General features: G+C 47.6%; 18 protein-coding genes. 10 read left to right on the top strand and 8 right to left on the bottom strand.

Features of this window, described 5'->3' with window-relative positions:
• Window positions 1–100: 100 nt before the first annotated feature.
• From ACTHSN_RS06445 to ruvB, 7 genes are all read right to left on the bottom strand, one after another.
• The gene (locus ACTHSN_RS06445) at window positions 101–469 is read right to left on the bottom strand and encodes a VanZ family protein (protein ID WP_070460834.1); all 369 of its coding nucleotides are present in this window, start codon (window positions 467–469) and stop codon (window positions 101–103) included.
• A complete protein-coding gene (locus ACTHSN_RS06440; protein ID WP_070460836.1) occupies window positions 466–675 on the bottom strand; it encodes a dioxygenase in 210 nt (69 codons plus the stop codon). Before ACTHSN_RS06440 ends, ACTHSN_RS06445 begins: the two co-directional genes overlap by 4 nt.
• 103 nt (window positions 676–778) lie before the next feature.
• Entirely contained in the window at window positions 779–1,357 is a 579-nt protein-coding gene (gene pth, locus ACTHSN_RS06435; RefSeq protein WP_070460838.1) for an aminoacyl-tRNA hydrolase, read from the bottom strand.
• Window positions 1,358–1,411: 54 nt separating this feature from the next.
• Complete coding sequence (locus ACTHSN_RS06430) at window positions 1,412–1,684, bottom strand: RnfH family protein (RefSeq protein ID WP_070460839.1); 273 nt, start codon at window positions 1,682–1,684, stop codon at window positions 1,412–1,414.
• Entirely contained in the window at window positions 1,677–2,108 is a 432-nt protein-coding gene (locus ACTHSN_RS06425) for a type II toxin-antitoxin system RatA family toxin (protein ID WP_070460841.1), read from the bottom strand. Before ACTHSN_RS06425 ends, ACTHSN_RS06430 begins: the two co-directional genes overlap by 8 nt.
• 90 nt (window positions 2,109–2,198) lie before the next feature.
• Complete coding sequence (locus ACTHSN_RS06420; RefSeq protein WP_070460843.1) at window positions 2,199–4,106, bottom strand: ATP-binding cassette domain-containing protein; 1,908 nt, start codon at window positions 4,104–4,106, stop codon at window positions 2,199–2,201.
• Window positions 4,107–4,228: 122 nt separating this feature from the next.
• Window positions 4,229–5,260 carry a Holliday junction branch migration DNA helicase RuvB gene (gene ruvB / locus ACTHSN_RS06415; protein WP_070460845.1) on the bottom strand — a complete coding sequence of 344 codons (1,032 nt, stop codon included), beginning with the start codon at window positions 5,258–5,260 and terminating at the stop codon, window positions 4,229–4,231.
• Between the two features lie 216 nt (window positions 5,261–5,476).
• Here ruvB and cmk point away from each other — a divergent pair, with 216 nt between their 5' ends.
• From cmk to ACTHSN_RS06365, 10 genes are all read left to right on the top strand, one after another.
• Window positions 5,477–6,136: a (d)CMP kinase gene (gene cmk, locus ACTHSN_RS06410; protein ID WP_107811012.1), complete on the top strand. Its 660-nt coding sequence runs from the start codon at window positions 5,477–5,479 to the stop codon at window positions 6,134–6,136.
• Window positions 6,137–6,290: 154 nt separating this feature from the next.
• Window positions 6,291–7,976 carry a 30S ribosomal protein S1 gene (gene rpsA, locus ACTHSN_RS06405; protein WP_003678994.1) on the top strand — a complete coding sequence of 562 codons (1,686 nt, stop codon included), beginning with the start codon at window positions 6,291–6,293 and terminating at the stop codon, window positions 7,974–7,976.
• 10 nt (window positions 7,977–7,986) lie between these two features.
• Window positions 7,987–8,301 carry an integration host factor subunit beta gene (locus ACTHSN_RS06400; RefSeq protein WP_003678992.1) on the top strand — a complete coding sequence of 105 codons (315 nt, stop codon included), beginning with the start codon at window positions 7,987–7,989 and terminating at the stop codon, window positions 8,299–8,301.
• 260 nt (window positions 8,302–8,561) lie between these two features.
• Window positions 8,562–9,698, top strand: a complete 1,137-nt coding sequence (zapE, locus tag ACTHSN_RS06395) for a cell division protein ZapE (RefSeq protein ID WP_049333700.1) — start codon at window positions 8,562–8,564, stop codon at window positions 9,696–9,698.
• A gap of 94 nt (window positions 9,699–9,792) precedes the next feature.
• The gene (ndk, locus tag ACTHSN_RS06390; RefSeq protein WP_004519785.1) at window positions 9,793–10,218 is read left to right on the top strand and encodes a nucleoside-diphosphate kinase; all 426 of its coding nucleotides are present in this window, start codon (window positions 9,793–9,795) and stop codon (window positions 10,216–10,218) included.
• A 168-nt stretch (window positions 10,219–10,386) separates the two neighbouring features.
• A complete protein-coding gene (rlmN, locus tag ACTHSN_RS06385; RefSeq protein WP_003683577.1) occupies window positions 10,387–11,475 on the top strand; it encodes a 23S rRNA (adenine(2503)-C(2))-methyltransferase RlmN in 1,089 nt (362 codons plus the stop codon).
• Between the two features lie 8 nt (window positions 11,476–11,483).
• Window positions 11,484–12,239, top strand: coding sequence for a type IV pilus biogenesis/stability protein PilW (pilW, locus tag ACTHSN_RS06380; RefSeq protein WP_063075505.1), 756 nt, complete (start codon window positions 11,484–11,486; stop codon window positions 12,237–12,239).
• On the top strand, window positions 12,240–13,124 hold the full coding sequence (locus ACTHSN_RS06375) for a helix-turn-helix domain-containing protein (RefSeq protein WP_070460848.1): 885 nt from the start codon (window positions 12,240–12,242) through the stop codon (window positions 13,122–13,124). It begins immediately after the preceding gene.
• Between the two features lies 1 nt (window position 13,125).
• Window positions 13,126–14,391: a flavodoxin-dependent (E)-4-hydroxy-3-methylbut-2-enyl-diphosphate synthase gene (gene ispG / locus ACTHSN_RS06370; protein ID WP_070460849.1), complete on the top strand. Its 1,266-nt coding sequence runs from the start codon at window positions 13,126–13,128 to the stop codon at window positions 14,389–14,391.
• A 33-nt stretch (window positions 14,392–14,424) separates the two neighbouring features.
• Window positions 14,425–15,270, top strand: coding sequence for a DUF817 domain-containing protein (locus ACTHSN_RS06365; RefSeq protein ID WP_070460851.1), 846 nt, complete (start codon window positions 14,425–14,427; stop codon window positions 15,268–15,270).
• Between the two features lie 58 nt (window positions 15,271–15,328).
• Here the strand turns inward: ACTHSN_RS06365 and ACTHSN_RS06360 are convergent, their stop codons facing one another.
• Window positions 15,329–16,870 (bottom strand): L-lactate MFS transporter, encoded by a 1,542-nt coding sequence (locus ACTHSN_RS06360; protein WP_070460853.1) that lies wholly within the window; start codon window positions 16,868–16,870, stop codon window positions 15,329–15,331.
• Window positions 16,871–17,052 lie beyond the last annotated feature (182 nt).

The raw sequence follows: 17,052 nt of genomic DNA, 5'->3' as shown, positions 1-17,052 counted from the left end.
TTGGCATGAAGTAACGATTGCTTCATGCATCAAGTAACAAAAGGCCGTCTGAAACCTGTTTCTCAGGATTTTAGACGGCCTTTAAGTTGTTTAAATATGTCTAACTTTTTGCTGCTTTTACTTTTGCTGCAAACCACAGCGCCGCAGCCGTACCTGCCATATCGGCAATGCCGTCCGCGATCGAACCCTGGCGCGTAGTAGTCAGAAATGCCTGAGCCAGCTCGCTTCCTATTGCAAACAATAAAGCGGCAAACAGAATGCCTTTATGGGGAATATTCCTATTGTCTTGAATAAATATTTTTGCGCACAGCCATGCCTGTCCGAAAAACAGTCCGAAATGGCCAACTTTATCAAAATGGGGAAATGGTGGAGCGCTATTGCCGCCCTCTTTGAAAAGTAAGGCATAAATGGCGGCGGCAAACCAAATACAGGCAGCGACAGTAAATTTGTTTAATGGTAAGGCTTTCATTTCTCGGCCTCTTCATCCAGCCATGTTTGGCAGATGTCTGCCAAGCGGACAAATTTCCCACCCCGAGCCTTCAAAATATCACGCCATTGTGCCACTTCTTCAGCATCCGGGGCATCTTCAATACTGCATTCGTAAAGGCAGAAGTCTAATGTTTCGCCAACAATGCCTGGGGCTTCGGTCTGCATAAGGCTGGTCAGTTCGTTCATATTTACTGTTTCTTTAATTGGTTTATCGCTAGTCAGATCGCGCTGCCTGTTTTCAGGCCGTCTGAACATGATGTGCAAGGCTGCCCGTTTGATTCGGATACGCTTACTTACTGTGTAAAAAACGTGTTGCTTCTTCCCATTCGCCATTCAACACGGCCGGCAATCCTTGCAGGGATTTGGCGATGGAGTCATCAATTTGCTGTCTGTGTTCCGCTGACGGTTTATTCAACACATAACCGACAACCAGATTACGGTCGCCAGGGTGATCAATGCCCAAGCGCAGGCGGTAGAAATTAGGCGTACCCAAACGAGCCTGAATGTCTTTGAGGCCGTTGTGTCCGCCGTTGCCGCCGCCAAGTTTGAATTTGATACGGCCGCATGGAATATCCAGCTCGTCATGGATCACCAAGATTTCCTCCGGCTTGATTTTGTAAAACTGAGCCAAAGCGGCAACGGCCTGACCGGAGCGGTTCATAAAGGTCATGGGTTTGAGCAGCCAAACATCACCATCAGGCGTAGTGGCGCGTGCTACTTCGCCGTAAAATTTCTTTTCGTCTTTAAAATTAACTTTCCATTTCCACGCCAGTTCATCCAACAGCCAAAAGCCAACATTGTGGCGCGTTTGTTCGTATTCTTGGCCTGGATTGCCCAAACCGACGATTAATTTAATTTTCAAGCTCATTACTGTTCTTTCAGTTTGACAGGCCGTCTGAAAAAGTTTCAGACGGCCTTTGATTTATTCTTGCCCAGCGCGTTTACGTCGCGCTTCTTTCGGATCAATCAACAATGGACGATAAACCTCAATCCGATCGCCATCGCGCAACACAGTCTCACTTTTCACGACCTTGCCGAAAATACCCAAAGGCGCTTGCTGTAAATCCAACTCTGGGAACTCCACCTCCAAACCGCTTTGCAGGGCAGCTTCGCGTACGGTTGTACCTTCGGCAACGGTCATACCCTTCAACACTTGCCTATCGGCTAGTCCGTAAACAATTTCAATCTCAAGCATAGCGGCGGTCGGCCTCTTTAATAAAAGCATCCACCAATGTACCGGCGAGATGGCCGAACACCGGGGAAATCATGGCAGAGAGTATGGCATTGGAGAAATCGTATTCTAATCTGAATTCGACTTTACACATATCATCGCCCAAGTCGATAAATTTCCAAGTGCCACGCAGGATTTTAAACGGCCCTTCGAGCAAATCCATGCGGATTTCCTGCCCCGGGATATTGTGATTGTGCGTCGCAAATGATTGCTTGACACGCATATAGTCCATAAACAGGCGCGCTTTTAGTTCGTTGCCTTTGCGTTCGATGACTTCGGTCTTGCTATACCACGGCAAAAATTTTGGATAGTCCTCAACTTTGTCCACCAGCTCAAACATTTCCTTAGCGCTATGCAGCACCAATACGTTTTTCTCGACTTTTTTCATGTTGGTTGTAGACCTTGTTTTTGAATATTCGGGGTTCAGACGGCATGATTTAGAAAAATATCTGCCCTACTTTGGGACAAAATTCCTAATTTAAACCGCTTCGCCATTTTGTTTCGCTTCCAGCCATTCCCAGCGTTCCAGCTTTTCCAAAAGCGACATCTCAATTTCTTCAGCCCTGCTTTGCAATGCACCTGCTTTTTCGTAATCTTTGAAAATTTCAGGATCGGAAAGCTGGGTATTGATTTCAGCCTGCTCGGTTTCCAAAGCGGCGATTTCATCAGGCAGGGCATCGAGTTCGCGCTGTTCTTTATAAGAAAGTTTGACCGTGCGGTTGGCTTTGGGTTTGATTTTTTCAGGCTCGGCAACCGCTTTAGGCGCAGAGGCCGTCTGAATTTTATCTTCCCGCGATTTTGCGTCGATATAGTCCTGATAGCCGCCGATGTATTCTTTCAGACGGCCTTGTCCTTCGAAAACAATGCTTTGAGTAATCACATTATCCAAGAACATACGGTCATGCGAGACAAGGAATACCGTGCCTTGGTAATCTCGCAACAGGTCTTCGAGCAGCTCTTGGGTATCGATGTCCAAGTCGTTGGTCGGTTCGTCCAAGACCAGGATATTGGCAGGGCGGGTAAAGAGTTTTGCCAACAGGAGTCGGTTGCGTTCGCCGCCGGAGAGTGATGAAACGGGACTTTGTGCGCGGGCTGGATGGAACAGGAAATCTTCCAAATAGCTCATCACATGCTTTTTCTTACCACCGACTTCAACGTAATCATTGCCCTGTCCGAGCGTGTAAAACACGGTGTCGTTTTCGTTCAACGCGCTGCGGAACTGGTCGAAATAAGCAACTTCCTGTTTACTGCCGATACGGATTCTGCCGTAGGTCGGCTGCAATTCGCCCAAAATCAGCTTAAGGAAGGTGGTTTTACCGATACCGTTTGGACCGATTAAGCCGATTTTGTCGCCGCGCTGCAAAATGGCGGAGAATTTGTCCATGATGACTTTGTCGCCATAGGCAAAAGAAGCGTGTTCCAATTCGGCGATGATTTTGCCGCTTTTTTCGCCGCTGTCGAGCTTAAAGTTGACCTGCCCTTGTACATTGCGGCGCTCGGCGCGCTGGCGGCGCAGCTCTTCCAAACGGCGCACGCGGCCTTCATTACGGGTACGGCGCGCTTCGATGCCTTTGCGTATCCATGCTTCTTCCTGAGCATGGAATTTATCAAACAAGCGGTTATGTTCCGCCTCGACTGCCAACTCTTGCGCTTTTTTCTCGCTGTATTTGGAGAACGATCCGGGATAGGAGCGCAGAGTGCCGCGGTCGAGTTCGACGATGCGCGTGGCGATATTGTCCAAAAAACGGCGGTCGTGGGTAATCACAACCAAGCTGCCTTCAAATGCTTTGAGCAGGTTTTCCAGCCAGATAATCGCGTCGATGTCCAAATGGTTGGTCGGTTCGTCCAGTAGCAATACGTCGGGCTTTTGCACCCAAGCCTGCGCCAGGGCGACGCGCTTTTTCTGCCCGCCGGAGAGGTTGCCGATTTTTTCGTTTTCCGGCAAACCGAGTTCGCCCAATGTCTGCTTGACTGCCGCATCCAGTTTCCAGCCGTCCTTCGCTTCGATTTCAAGCTGCAATTCGTTGAGCTCTTTCAACAAAGTCTCACTCGAACCATTTTCCAACTCATGGCTGACATGATGATAACGGCTCAATAAATCGCGAATTTCGCCCAATCCTTCGGCAACGGTATCAAATACGGTTGCATCCTTATCAAAAAAGGATTCTTGCGGCACATAAACGATTTTGAGGTTGTTTTGAACAATAATCTGTCCATCGTCAAGCTTTTGTACACCGGCGAGGATTTTTAAAAACGAAGACTTACCCGCACCGTTGCGGCCGATTAAACCGATTTTCTCGCCGCTGTCGAGTTGAAAAGAAGTTTTGTCGAGCAAGGCGACATGACCGACAGCAAAAGAAGCATTTTCTACGGATAAGATATTCATGGGGAAACTTCAAAAAAGAAAAGGGGAACATTTTAACCAATTATCGGCAGATATTTGCCGACAATCATATGAAATTGAAAGTATCAGGCCGTCTGAAAGCAGTTTTCAGACGACCTTCATTATTATTCTTGAACCTTCAAGCCAAAATGCAGATAGGCTCGTTCGGTTGCTACGCGTCCGCGCGGTGTACGTTGCAAAAAGCCCTGCTGAATCAGATATGGTTCAATCACATCTTCGATGGTATCGGTCGATTCGCCAATCGCAGCGGCCACGTTTTCCAACCCGACAGGACCGCCGCTGAACTTGTGCAAAATCGCCTCAAGGAATTTCCTGTCCATCACATCCAAACCTTGCCCGTCCACATCCAGCATACTCAAAGCCGCATCGGCAATTTCCGCATCAATGATGCCGTTGTTTTTCACATCGGCATAATCGCGTACACGTCGCAAAAGGCGGTTGGCAATACGCGGAGTGCCGCGGCTGCGCTTGGCCACTTCCATAGCGCCCTCGTCGCCCATATCCAACTGCAATAGTTGAGCAGAACGGGCAACAATAGTCGCCAAATCTTTATTCTGATAAAACTCCAATCGGGACACGATACCGAAACGGTCGCGCAACGGATTGGTCAACATACCGGCACGGGTCGTTGCGCCCACCAATGTAAACGGCGGCAAATCGATTTTGACCGAACGCGCGGCCGGACCTTCGCCTATCATGATGTCCAACTGATAATCTTCAAGCGCAGGATAAAGGATTTCTTCAACCACTGGGCTTAAACGGTGGATTTCATCGATAAACAGCACATCATGCGGCTCGAGATTAGTCAACAAGGCTGCAAGGTCGCCAGCACGTTCCAAAACCGGGCCGCTGGTTTGGCGCAAATTAACTCCTAACTCTTTGGCAATAATGTGCGCCAAAGTAGTTTTGCCCAAACCCGGAGGACCAAACAACAAAGTGTGGTCAAGCGCTTCACCACGTTTTTTTGCCGCCTGAATAAAAATAGCTAACTGCTCTTTTGCTTTATCCTGTCCGATATAGTCGTCTAGAGTTTTCGGACGTAAAGCGCGTTCAAGCAATTCTTCCTGAGCGGAAATATTTTGAGCAGTGATAATGCGCTGAGGTTGTGCAGAAGTAAGATTATCGGTTTGTAACATAATGTTTCTAAATTCTAAGACCGTTCCCGACCCGTTGTTTCAGACGGCCCGAACAATCAGATAAAGCGGTTAAATTATGATTTTGGCCATTATACCTGATAAGGCCGAGCCGCTTTTCCCTCAAATCTAAATCACACAAAAATTTTCGTTTTCAGACGGCCAAAGCAACGTATAATAAACGGTTAATTCAAATACCTATCGCATTCAGGAGAACACATGAGCCTCAAGCAAAAAGTTATCGCCATCGACGGCCCCAGCGCATCCGGTAAAGGAACGGTTGCCTCACGCGTAGCCGAAGCCTTGGGTTTTCTTTACCTCGACTCCGGTGCGCTTTACCGCCTGACTGCGCTTTACGCACAAAAACAAAATGTTGCCTGGACAGATGAAGACGCCGTCAGCACACTGGCAGAAACTTTGCCCGCACAATTTGAAGGCAGCGCCGTATTATTAAACGGCGAAGATGTATCCGAGCAAATCCGTACCGAAGCGATCGGTATGGGCGCATCTGCCGTCGCGCAGTTGCCTAAAGTGCGTACCGCCCTTTTGCAACGCCAACGCGACTTCCTAACCGAAAAAGGCTTGGTCGCCGACGGCCGCGATATCGGCTCGGTTATTTTCCCTGATGCTGCATTAAAAATTTTCCTGACCGCAAGTGCCAATGTCCGCGCCCAACGTCGCGCCCAACAACTCGGTATCCCATGCGAAGGCGTTGCATTCGAGCGTATTTTGTCGGACATTGAAGCGCGCGACGAAGCAGACCGCCGCCGCCCTGTTGCTCCGTTGAAACAGCTGCCCGACGCCCTGCTTTTAGATACCGATAACCTTTCTATCGAAGAAGCTGTAAAAAAAGTGCTTGATTGGTATCATAAAGTTTAAAATTTGGAGTATAATCGCGAAGTTTTCATTTCAGACGGCCTGTTAGCCCTATAACAAGGCCGTCTGAAAACATTTCCCAACCTGCCGCGCCAAGGACGGCAGGTCATTTCAAACCTAACCCGCACCCCTTGGCGGTGTACCGAAAAGAGTATATATGACTATGGAAAATTTTGCCCAGCTGCTGGAAGAAAGCTTTACCCTGCAAGAGATGAACCCAGGTGAAGTGATTACTGCCGAAGTAGTCGGCATCGATCAAAACTTCGTTACCGTTAACGCAGGTCTGAAATCAGAATCTCTGATTGATGTTGCTGAATTCAAAAACGCTCAGGGCGAGATTGAAGTTAAAGTTGGCGATTTCGTTACCGTTACCATCGAATCTGTTGAAAACGGCTTCGGCGAAACCAAACTGTCCCGCGAAAAAGCCAAACGCGCTGCCGACTGGATCGCTTTGGAAGAAGCTATGGAAAACGGCGACATCCTGTCCGGCGTTATCAATGGCAAAGTCAAAGGTGGTCTGACTGTTATGATCAACAGCATCCGCGCATTCCTGCCGGGTTCTTTGGTTGACGTACGTCCTGTAAAAGACACTTCTCACTTCGAAGGCAAAGAAATTGAATTCAAAGTGATCAAACTGGACAAAAAACGCAACAACGTTGTTGTGTCCCGCCGCGCTGTTCTGGAAGCTACTTTGGGCGAAGAGCGTAAAGCCTTGCTGGAAAACCTGCAAGAAGGTTCAGTTATCAAAGGTATCGTTAAAAACATCACCGATTACGGTGCATTCGTTGACTTGGGCGGCATCGACGGTCTGTTGCACATCACCGACTTGGCATGGCGCCGTGTGAAACACCCAAGCGAAGTTTTGGAAGTTGGTCAAGAAGTAGAAGCTAAAGTCCTGAAATTCGACCAAGACAAACAACGCGTTTCTTTGGGTATGAAACAACTGGGCGAAGATCCTTGGAGCGGCCTGACCCGTCGTTACCCACAAGGTACCCGCCTGTTCGGTAAAGTATCCAACCTGACTGACTACGGTGCATTCGTTGAAATCGAACAAGGCATCGAAGGTTTGGTACACGTTTCCGAAATGGATTGGACCAACAAAAACGTACACCCAAGCAAAGTTGTTCAATTGGGTGACGAAGTTGAAGTAATGATCCTGGAAATCGACGAAGACCGCCGCCGTATCTCTTTGGGTATGAAACAATGCCAAGCTAACCCTTGGGAAGAGTTTGCCGCCAACCACAACAAAGGCGACAAAATCTCCGGCGCAGTTAAATCTATCACTGACTTCGGCGTATTCGTAGGTCTGCCTGGCGGCATCGACGGCCTGGTTCACTTGTCTGACCTGTCTTGGACTGAAGCCGGCGAAGAAGCTGTACGCAAATACAAAAAAGGCGAAGAAGTTGAAGCCGTTGTATTGGCCATCGACGTTGAAAAAGAACGCATCTCTTTGGGTATCAAACAACTGGAAGGTGATCCGTTCGGCAACTTTATCAGCGTAAACGACAAAGGTTCTTTGGTTAAAGGTTCTGTGAAATCTGTTGACGCCAAAGGTGCCGTAGTTGCTCTGTCTGAAGAAGTTGAAGGCTACCTGCCTGCTTCTGAATTCGCTGCTGACCGAGTTGAAGACCTGACTACCAAACTGAAAGAAGGCGACGAAGTTGAAGCCGTTATCGTTACCGTTGACCGCAAAAACCGCAGCATCCGTCTGTCTGTTAAAGCGAAAGACGCTAAAGAAAACCGCGAAGCGCTGAATTCAGTTAACGCCGCTGCAACTGCCAATGCCGGTACTACCAGCCTGGGCGACTTGCTGAAAGCCAAACTGTCCGGCGACCAAGAATAAGGTTGCAGACATGACGAAGTCTGAATTGATGGTTCGCCTTGCAGAAGTGTTTGCCGAAAAAAATGGCAACCAACTGCTGGCTAAAGATGTCGAATACAGTGTAAAAGTCTTGGTTGATACCATGACCCGCTCACTGGCTCGTGGACAACGTATCGAAATCCGCGGCTTCGGCAGCTTCGACTTGAACCACCGCCCTGCCCGTATCGGGCGCAACCCGAAAACCGGTGAACGCGTGGAAGTGCCAGAAAAGCATGTTCCTCACTTCAAACCGGGTAAAGAGTTGCGTGAGCGTGTAGACTTGGCATTGCAAGAAAGTGCTCATTAATACTTAGTAGCAAAACGCCGCAGAAATGCGGCGTTTTTTTGTTTTCACCAAAAATACTAAAGCCGGCTCTTTTCACGCATACCTCAATCACACACTATTTCAACTATATTTACTACAATGCTTTTGCAAAAAACGCAGGCCGTCTGAAATCATTTATAATAGACCGACTATTCTGTAATGAAAACATCATTCCAACTACTGTCCAAACTATTGCGGATGATGTTTCAACTATCGCCAGTAAAGCATAATAAAGGTTACACATGAGCAATAGAGACCAACTATTCACACCACCTCCATTTGAAAACCACAGCCCATTGACTTGGTATCAAGCTGCAGCCGAACAGCCCAACTTTATCCGCGACGAAGCCCAAGCGCGAGCCATTGAATATTTGGATCGTTTATGGACCGAGCTGATGATGTTCAAACGCAAACGCAACCGTTTTCTCGGCCGTAGCTTGCGTTCCCCTCAAGTACCTAAAGGACTCTATTTTTATGGCGGCGTAGGACGCGGTAAAAGCTTTTTGATGGATGCTTTTTTCGGTTGCCTCCCTTATCGCCGTAAGCGTCGCGTGCATTTCCATGCTTTCATGGCCGAAATCCATCAACGCCTTAAAGTCTTGAAAAGCGAAGCCAATCCTTTAAAAGCCGTTGCAACAGAAATTGCCAAAGAAACACGCGTATTATGCTTTGACGAGTTTCACGTCAGTGATATTGCCGATGCCATGATTTTGGGCCGTTTACTGGAAAACCTGTTGAGTGAAGGTGTAGTCTTGGTAGCCACTTCCAACTACGCCCCATCCGAACTCTATCCTCAAGGCCAAAACCGCAGCAGCTTTCTCCCAACCATCGCCCTTATCGAGTCCAACCTGACCGTTTTAAATGTGGATGGCGGCGAAGATTACCGCTTGCGTACGCTGCGTCCTGCCGAAATTTTCTTTGTCCCCAATAATGAAGAAAACGAGCAAAAACTCGCTGCTTTATTTAAAGAAATGAGCGGAATCTCTGAATTAAACCCAGGCATCAGCATTATCCATGGACGGGAAATCCCCCATAAAGCCCAGTCAGAACGCGCCATCTGGTTTGATTTCCGTGCATTATGTTTTGGCCCGCGCTCACAAGCTGACTATTTGTATTTAGCCGAACATTACGAGATGGTTTTCCTTTCAGGATTAGAACGTCTAACCCCGCAAGAAAAAGCAGAAGCACGCCGTCTGACATGGTTAATTGACGTTTTATATGATTTCCGTGTGAAGCTGTGCGCCACTAGCGCAGTTGGCGTAAACGATATTTACGTTGAAGGCGATTTTGCCGAAGAATTTACCCGTACAGCCAGCCGTATGATCGAAATGCAATCTGAAGTCTATTTGGAACAACCACACCTGACTTTAAGCAAATAATGCCTTTCCCAAAAAGGGGCGAAATTTGGTAGAATACACTTCCCTCGCCTCTTGGCTACGGCAACTTACCTATTAATAAAAACAAGGACATAACATGGCCATCGAACGTACGATTTCCATCATCAAACCCGATGCAGTAGAAAAAAACGTCATCGGCAAGATTTACAGCCGCTTTGAAGAAAACGGCTTGCGCATTATTGCGGCGAAAATGAAACATCTCTCTGAGCGTGAAGCAAAAGAGTTTTATGCCGTACACAAAGACCGACCTTTTTATGAAGACTTGGTTAAATTCATGACACGTAATCCCGTTATGATCCAGGTATTGGAAGGTGAAAACGCCGTTGCCAAAAATCGCGAATTGATGGGCGCAACCAATCCAGCCGATGCAGCTCCTGGCACAATCCGTGCCGACTTTGCAGAATCTGTCAGTGTTAATGCCGTACATGGTTCTGACAGCGTTGAAAATGCTGCGATTGAAATTGCTTACTTCTTCAGCCAAAGCGAAATCTGCCCACGCTAAGAGTAAAAGCCTGTAGCCGCTTTACGGCCGTCCGATTCATATCGGACGGCAAAACTGCTTTGTATGTCCTACAAATTAAAGGCCGTCTGAAAACCCAAAGGCTTTTAAAGCAAAGCTGCTCAATAAGCCTCTTTGCTTTAAAAGCTTTACTGAGAAACATAAAAATACATGAAAACCAATCTACTGAATTATGATTTAAACGGACTGACGCAACACTTTGCCGAAATGGGCGAAAAGCCTTTTCGTGCCAAGCAAGTAATGCGTTGGATGCATCAAGCCGGTGCACAAAACTTTGAAGAAATGACTGACTTGGCCAAATCATTGCGCGCCAAGTTGAATGAACAAGCCACAATCGAAGTGCCTAAATTAATGATGGCACAAGAATCTACTGATGGTACACGCAAATGGTTGCTGGATGTCGGTACGGGCAACGGTGTAGAAACCGTTTTCATTCCCGAGGCCGAACGCGGAACTTTGTGTATCTCTTCCCAAGTCGGTTGCGCATTGGAATGCACCTTCTGCTCTACCGGACGACAAGGTTTCAACCGCAACCTGACTGCCGCTGAAATTATCGGTCAGCTTTGGTGGGCAAATAAAGCCATGGGCGTTACCCCTAAAAACGAACGCGTTATCTCCAACGTGGTGATGATGGGCATGGGTGAACCCATGGCAAACTTTGATAATGTTGTTACCGCTTTGAGCATTATGCTGGATGATCACGGCTACGGCTTGAGCCGCCGCCGCGTGACTGTTTCCACTTCGGGCATGGTTCCACAAATGGACAGACTGCGTGATGCAATGCCTGTTGCTTTGGCTGTATCTTTACACGCATCCAACGATGAAGTGCGCGATCAGATTGTTCCTCTCAACAAAAAATACCCGCTCAAAGAATTGATGGCGGCCTGTCAACGTTATCTGGTCAAAGCCCCCCGTGACTTTATTACCTTTGAATACGTTATGCTCGACGGTATCAATGATAAAGCACAACATGCGCGCGAATTGATTGAATTGGTTAAAGACGTACCATGCAAATTCAATCTGATTCCGTTCAATCCTTTCCCAAATTCCGGCTACGAACGTTCTACCAATGAAAATATCCGTGTCTTCCGCGATATTCTGCAACAAGCCGGCTTTGTCGTTACTGTCCGCAAAACCCGCGGCGACGATATCGATGCCGCTTGCGGACAATTGGCCGGACAAGTACAAGATAAAACACGCCGCCAACAAAAATGGCAACAGATTTTGGTCGAACAATAAGGTTAATTATGAAAATCAAGTTCGGATTCGCTTTACTTACCGCACTGACTCTTTCTGCCTGCGCTTCCTCTTCCGGCCCAAGCCCTAAAGAACGTGCCATTCAAGTTTCTAATATCAAAACCCAACTGGCTGTGGAATATATGCGCGGCCAAAACTACCGCCAAGCTACTGAAAGTATCGAAGAGGCGCTTAAGTCCAATTCCAAAAATGACCTTGCTTGGTTGGTACGCGCTGAGATTTATCAGTATTTGAAGGTTAAAGACAAAGCCCAGGAAAGCTTTCTTAAAGCATTGTCTTTAAAACCTGATAGTGCAGAAGTTAACAACAACTACGGTTGGTTTTTGTGCAATCAAATGAATGCACCAGCCGAATCTTTGGCTTATTTTGATAAGGCACTGGCCGACCCGACCTACCCGAGCCCCTTTATTGCCAATATGAATAAAGGCATTTGCAGCGCAAGGTTAGGCCAATACTCTTTAGCCCAAGCCTATTTGGAAAGGTCTTTAGCAGCGAATCCGCAATTCTTCCCTGCTTTCAAAGAACTTGCCCGAACCAAAATGATGGCAGGCAATCTGAACGATGCCGACTATTATTTCCGCCAATACCAAAGCAAAGTTGATGTCCTGCAGGCTGACGATTTACTCTTAGGCTGGCGTTTGGCTACCGCCTTGGGCAATAAACACGCCGCATACGAATATGAAGCCCAACTTAGGGCAAACTTCCCCTATTCAGACGAACTACAAACTGTCACAACGGGCCACTAAATGGAAAATAACGATAAAATCAACTACGACACACAAGCCGCCAAAACATTGGGGGATGAATTACGCAAACACAGAACTGATGCCAAAATCGATATTCAAGATGTTGCTTCACGTTTGAAACTGTCTGCCGAACAAATTGATGCTTTGGAAAAAGGGGAATATTCAGGTTTTCCCGGTTTAGTCTTTGTTTCAGGCTATCTGCGTTCATATGCACGATTTCTGAAAATTGACGAACAAACCATCGCCAAACATTTGCTCTCCATTACTCCGCAACTTGAAGACCATGTATACGCGGTAACACGCAGCACTAACACCGGCTTAAGCTACAAAGACACTGAGAAACAAGGCTTCCCAAAATGGATATTGGGAATAGCCGCATTGGCTTTGGCTGTAGGCGGCGTTTACTTTTGGCAAAGCAAATCCAGTTTTGAAAATGAGCAGGCAAATATTCAGAACAGCAAAGATGTTGCTGATACGATGAAAACGCCTGCCTTAAAAACGGATAATGTTGCCGTTAGCGAAATGACAGAAGACGGCAAAAAAGAAATCACCAATAAGTCTGAAGCGGCTAATGATCAAGCTGCCTCAGCAGCTTCCGCCGTCGTACAAGATGAGAAGCCTGCCGTCAAAGTTGAGAAAGACGAACTTTGGATTAAAGTCCAATACCGAAGCAATCTGATTATTACAGACAAAGATGGAAAAGTAGTATTCAGCCGTATCGTTCCGGCCGGAAGCGAACAACATCTGAGAGGCGGCGCGCCTTACAATGTTTGGATCGGTATTGCAGCCGGCTCTGAAGCCAATTACGGCGGCACACCTATCGAACCTTTGAAATACCGTGTTGCCGGTGAAAAATCCGCCTCTTTTGTTGCAGGAAAAAACTAAAATGACCATACCTAAACGCCGTCTGACACATCAAGTACAAATCGATCATCTCATCGTCGGTTCGGATGCGCCCGTTGTTGTGCAATCTATGACCAATACCGACACCGCAGATGCAGAAGCAACCGCCCGACAGGTCAAAGAGTTGAGCGATGCCGGCTCGGAAATGGTACGCATCACGGTCAATACTCCAGAAGCAGCTTCCAAAGTCGCCGAAATCCGCAGCCGCTTAGACGATATGGGTTATACCACGCCTTTGATTGGTGATTTCCATTTCAATGGCGAACGCTTATTGGCTGAATTTCCCGAGTGCGGCAAAGCCCTGTCTAAATACCGCATCAACCCAGGCAATGTCGGCAAAGGCGCAAAAGGCGATGAGAAATTTGCCTTTATGATTCGTACAGCGGCAAAAAACAATAAAGCCGTACGCATCGGAGTGAACTGGGGTTCGCTTGATCAAAGCCTTGCCAAGCGCATGATGGATGCCAACCTAGCTTCTGCTACACCGAAGCCGCCTGAAGAAATCATGAAAGAGGCTTTGATTGTTTCGGCGCTGGAATCGGCAGAAAAAGCCGTGGCTTTGGGCTTACCTGAAGACAAAATCATTTTGTCGTGCAAAGTCAGCGCCGTACAAGACTTGATTCAGGTTTACCGGGAATTAGGCAGCCGTTGCCGTTACCCGCTCCATCTCGGTCTGACTGAGGCTGGCATGGGCAGCAAGGGCATTGTGGCTTCCACCGCAGCTCTGGCCGTATTATTGCAAGAAGGCATCGGCGACACCATTCGAATCTCCCTAACCCCCGAGCCCGGCAGTTCGCGCACTCAGGAAGTCATTGTCGGTCAGGAAATCCTGCAAACCATGGGCTTGCGTTCCTTCACACCAATGGTTACAGCCTGCCCAGGCTGCGGCCGTACCACCAGCACCGTATTCCAAGAATTGGCGCAAGACGTACAAAACTATTTACGCCAAAAAATGACTATTTGGCGCACTGAGTATCCAGGCGTTGAATCATTGAACGTTGCCGTAATGGGTTGCGTAGTCAATGGCCCGGGCGAAAGCAAGCTTGCCGATATCGGTATCAGCCTGCCCGGTACAGGCGAAACTCCGATTGCACCGGTTTATGTAGACGGTGAACGCAAAGTGACCCTCAAAGGTGACAATATCGCTGCCGAGTTTTTACAAATCGTTGAAGATTATGTCAAAACCAACTATTGCGAAGGTGGCGCAAAACGTAAGCAAAACCGTGTCATTCCAATTCAGTCTGCCTAAAACATTATCAAGATAAAGAGGCCGTCTGAAAATATGTTGGGAAAACTGGATACTTGGCTGACTGAGCATCCCAAACGCAAGGATTTGCATGGTTGGCGACGCTTTATCGTTGAATTTTGGTTCTTCGGTTTGAAAGAAGCACGAGCCTGCTTATTTGCAGGCTTGTTTTTCATTGCCATGTTCCTCATCCCAAAAACAGGCTGGTTAGGGATTTCGCGCTATGACCTGCTGCTGATTTTTGCCATCTCCGTACAAGCAGCCATGCTGTATTTCAAGCTGGAAACTTGGGATGAAGTGAAATCGATTACGCTGTTTCACTTGGTGGGCTTTGCTTTAGAATGGTTCAAAACCTCAGGTGATATCCAGTCTTGGAGCTATCCGGATGAGGCATACACCAAAATTGGCGGCGTACCGCTGTTTGCAGGCTTTATGTATGCCGCAGTCGGCAGCTATATCATTCAAGCATGGCGGCTGTTTGACCTCAAAATCAAAAGCCATCCGCCGTATTGGTTGGGCACTTTGTGCGCACTGGCGATTTATATCAATTTCTTCACCCATCACTATATCGGCGACTATCGCTGGTATCTCGCTGCTTTTGCTCTCGGCCTATACGCCCGGACAACGGTCTTATACACGCCCTATGACACCACTCGCAAAATGCCGCTCCTGCTCGCTTTCGTCCTGATCGGATTTTTCATTTGGCTGGCGGAAAATTTGGGAACCCTATTCGGCGTTTGGCGCTATCCCAACCAAATCGGCGCGTGGGCATCGGTACACATCAGCAAATGGAGTTCATGGGCATTACTGGTGATGATGACTTTTACCATCGTCGCGAATTTAAAACACATCAAACATACCATCAGCGTATCAAAAGATTAGTTATTTAACATTTGAAAAGGCCGTCTGAAACTTTCAGACGGCCTTTAATTTTCAACAATCAATTAAACAAACTTAAGGCTTTAACAAACACCATAATGACGCCATAGCCCAAAGGAATGCAGACCAAAGCCCAGCGCCACCATACGCCGATACCGCCGGCTGATACCTTCTTGCTGATCAGATAGGCATCGGATACAGCGGTTTCATCATCGGGGTTGCCACTATGTGCCGCGACTTTAATGTCTTTTTCGTGATGCTTTTCGTGAACCGAACGGACACTCAAATTACACAACAAACCGACAATCAACAAACCTGCCATAATGTACATGGTAATGCTATAAGCCTCAGCAGCCGGAACGCCACTTTCAATTTGACTTTGGCGGATATAGTTGACCAACACCGGGCCAATAACAGCCGCAGTTGACCATGCCAGCAAAATCCTGCCGTGGATTGCACCGACTTGATAAGTGCCGAACAAATCCTTCAGATACGCCGGAATCGCTGCAAAACCGCCGCCATACATGGAAATGATGACGCAGAATCCAATAACAAACAAAGCCTTGTTCCCGCTCTCGCCAATCGACGGAATGGCAAAATACAACAGCGAGCCGAGCACAAAGAAAATAGTATAAGTATTTTTACGGCCAATTTTGTCGGACACGCTGGACCACAAAAAGCGCCCCCCCATATTAAACAGACTCAACAGGCTCACAAAACCTGCCGCCGCACCCGCACCAATGGCAGCCTGTTTACCGACAGAAGTTTCAGAAAACAGCTCCTGAATCATGACAGAAGCCTGACCCAAAACGCCGATACCCGCCGTCACGTTCAGACACAACACCCAAAACAAGAGCCAGAATTGCGGCGTTTTCATGGCTTGTGAGACATTGACATGATTACTGCTGACCAATTTGCTTTTGATTTTCGGCGCAACATAACCTTTAGGTTTCCAGCCATCGGCAGGTACACGGATCGTAAATGCACCGAACATCATCAACACCAAATAAAACAACCCTAAAACCACAAAAGTCTGCGCGACGCCAACCGAAGTTTCACTGGAGAAAAAACTCATCAGCGATACCGACAAAGGCGAAGCCAACATCGCGCCGCCGCCAAAACCCATAATCGCCAAACCTGTAGCCATGCCTGGTTTATCGGGAAACCATTTCATCAAAGTCGATACAGGCCCGATATAGCCCAAGCCCAAACCAACCCCGCCAATCACACCGTTGCCCAAATAAAGCAAAAACAGATTGTGCGTATGGACGCCGATCGCCGACACAAAAAAGCCCAAGCTAAAGCAGCAGGCGGCAACAAACATTGCTTTACGCGGCCCAACGCGTTCCATCCATGTACCGAACATGGCCGCAGACGCGCCCAACATCGCCAAGGCAATACTGAAAATCCAACCCACCGTGGTCAGCTTCCAATCTCCTGCAGCCGACTCAGTGATACCGATAAGCTTGGTCAGCGGCGCATTGAACACGGAATAAGCGTATATCTGCCCGATGGCAAGATGCACGGCCAAAGCAGCGGGCGGTACCAGCCAACGATTAAAGCCGGGTTTGGCAATGATCGCCTCACGGTCTAAAAATTTCATAAAATCCTCTTGTCTATATGTGTCAAACGCTGATTCCATATCATGCGGAATCGAAAAATTGTTGACAATATTTTAGCATAATCTCTCGTTTATCCTTTTTTCTGCTCCATGATAATTTTGCGCATCAAACAGAAAAAACATTCATCTAAACCATTTCATCACGCCCATATCGACAAAAAGGC

This window comes from Neisseria sp. P0009.S010 (assembly GCF_051958545.1).
GTDB lineage: Bacteria > Pseudomonadota > Gammaproteobacteria > Burkholderiales > Neisseriaceae > Neisseria > Neisseria subflava_A.
The sequence above is the reverse complement of the archived record's forward strand: the minus strand, read 5'-3'. Positions and strand labels throughout refer to the sequence as shown.

Bases quoted from the DNA above. Each gene is read 5' to 3' on its own strand.
- ACTHSN_RS06445 (WP_070460834.1), bottom strand. From the start codon at position 469: ATGAAAGCCTTACCATTAAACAAATTTACTGTCGCTGCCTGTATTTGG.
- ACTHSN_RS06440 (WP_070460836.1), bottom strand. From the start codon at position 675: ATGAACGAACTGACCAGCCTTATGCAGACCGAAGCCCCAGGCATTGTT.
- pth (WP_070460838.1), bottom strand. From the start codon at position 1,357: ATGAGCTTGAAAATTAAATTAATCGTCGGTTTGGGCAATCCAGGCCAA.
- ACTHSN_RS06430 (WP_070460839.1), bottom strand. From the start codon at position 1,684: ATGCTTGAGATTGAAATTGTTTACGGACTAGCCGATAGGCAAGTGTTG.
- ACTHSN_RS06425 (WP_070460841.1), bottom strand. From the start codon at position 2,108: ATGAAAAAAGTCGAGAAAAACGTATTGGTGCTGCATAGCGCTAAGGAA.
- ACTHSN_RS06420 (WP_070460843.1), bottom strand. From the start codon at position 4,106: ATGAATATCTTATCCGTAGAAAATGCTTCTTTTGCTGTCGGTCATGTC.
- ruvB (WP_070460845.1), bottom strand. From the start codon at position 5,260: ATGTTACAAACCGATAATCTTACTTCTGCACAACCTCAGCGCATTATC.
- cmk (WP_107811012.1), top strand. From the start codon at position 5,477: ATGAGCCTCAAGCAAAAAGTTATCGCCATCGACGGCCCCAGCGCATCC.
- rpsA (WP_003678994.1), top strand. From the start codon at position 6,291: ATGACTATGGAAAATTTTGCCCAGCTGCTGGAAGAAAGCTTTACCCTG.
- ACTHSN_RS06400 (WP_003678992.1), top strand. From the start codon at position 7,987: ATGACGAAGTCTGAATTGATGGTTCGCCTTGCAGAAGTGTTTGCCGAA.
- zapE (WP_049333700.1), top strand. From the start codon at position 8,562: ATGAGCAATAGAGACCAACTATTCACACCACCTCCATTTGAAAACCAC.
- ndk (WP_004519785.1), top strand. From the start codon at position 9,793: ATGGCCATCGAACGTACGATTTCCATCATCAAACCCGATGCAGTAGAA.
- rlmN (WP_003683577.1), top strand. From the start codon at position 10,387: ATGAAAACCAATCTACTGAATTATGATTTAAACGGACTGACGCAACAC.
- pilW (WP_063075505.1), top strand. From the start codon at position 11,484: ATGAAAATCAAGTTCGGATTCGCTTTACTTACCGCACTGACTCTTTCT.
- ACTHSN_RS06375 (WP_070460848.1), top strand. From the start codon at position 12,240: ATGGAAAATAACGATAAAATCAACTACGACACACAAGCCGCCAAAACA.
- ispG (WP_070460849.1), top strand. From the start codon at position 13,126: ATGACCATACCTAAACGCCGTCTGACACATCAAGTACAAATCGATCAT.
- ACTHSN_RS06365 (WP_070460851.1), top strand. From the start codon at position 14,425: ATGTTGGGAAAACTGGATACTTGGCTGACTGAGCATCCCAAACGCAAG.
- ACTHSN_RS06360 (WP_070460853.1), bottom strand. From the start codon at position 16,870: ATGAAATTTTTAGACCGTGAGGCGATCATTGCCAAACCCGGCTTTAAT.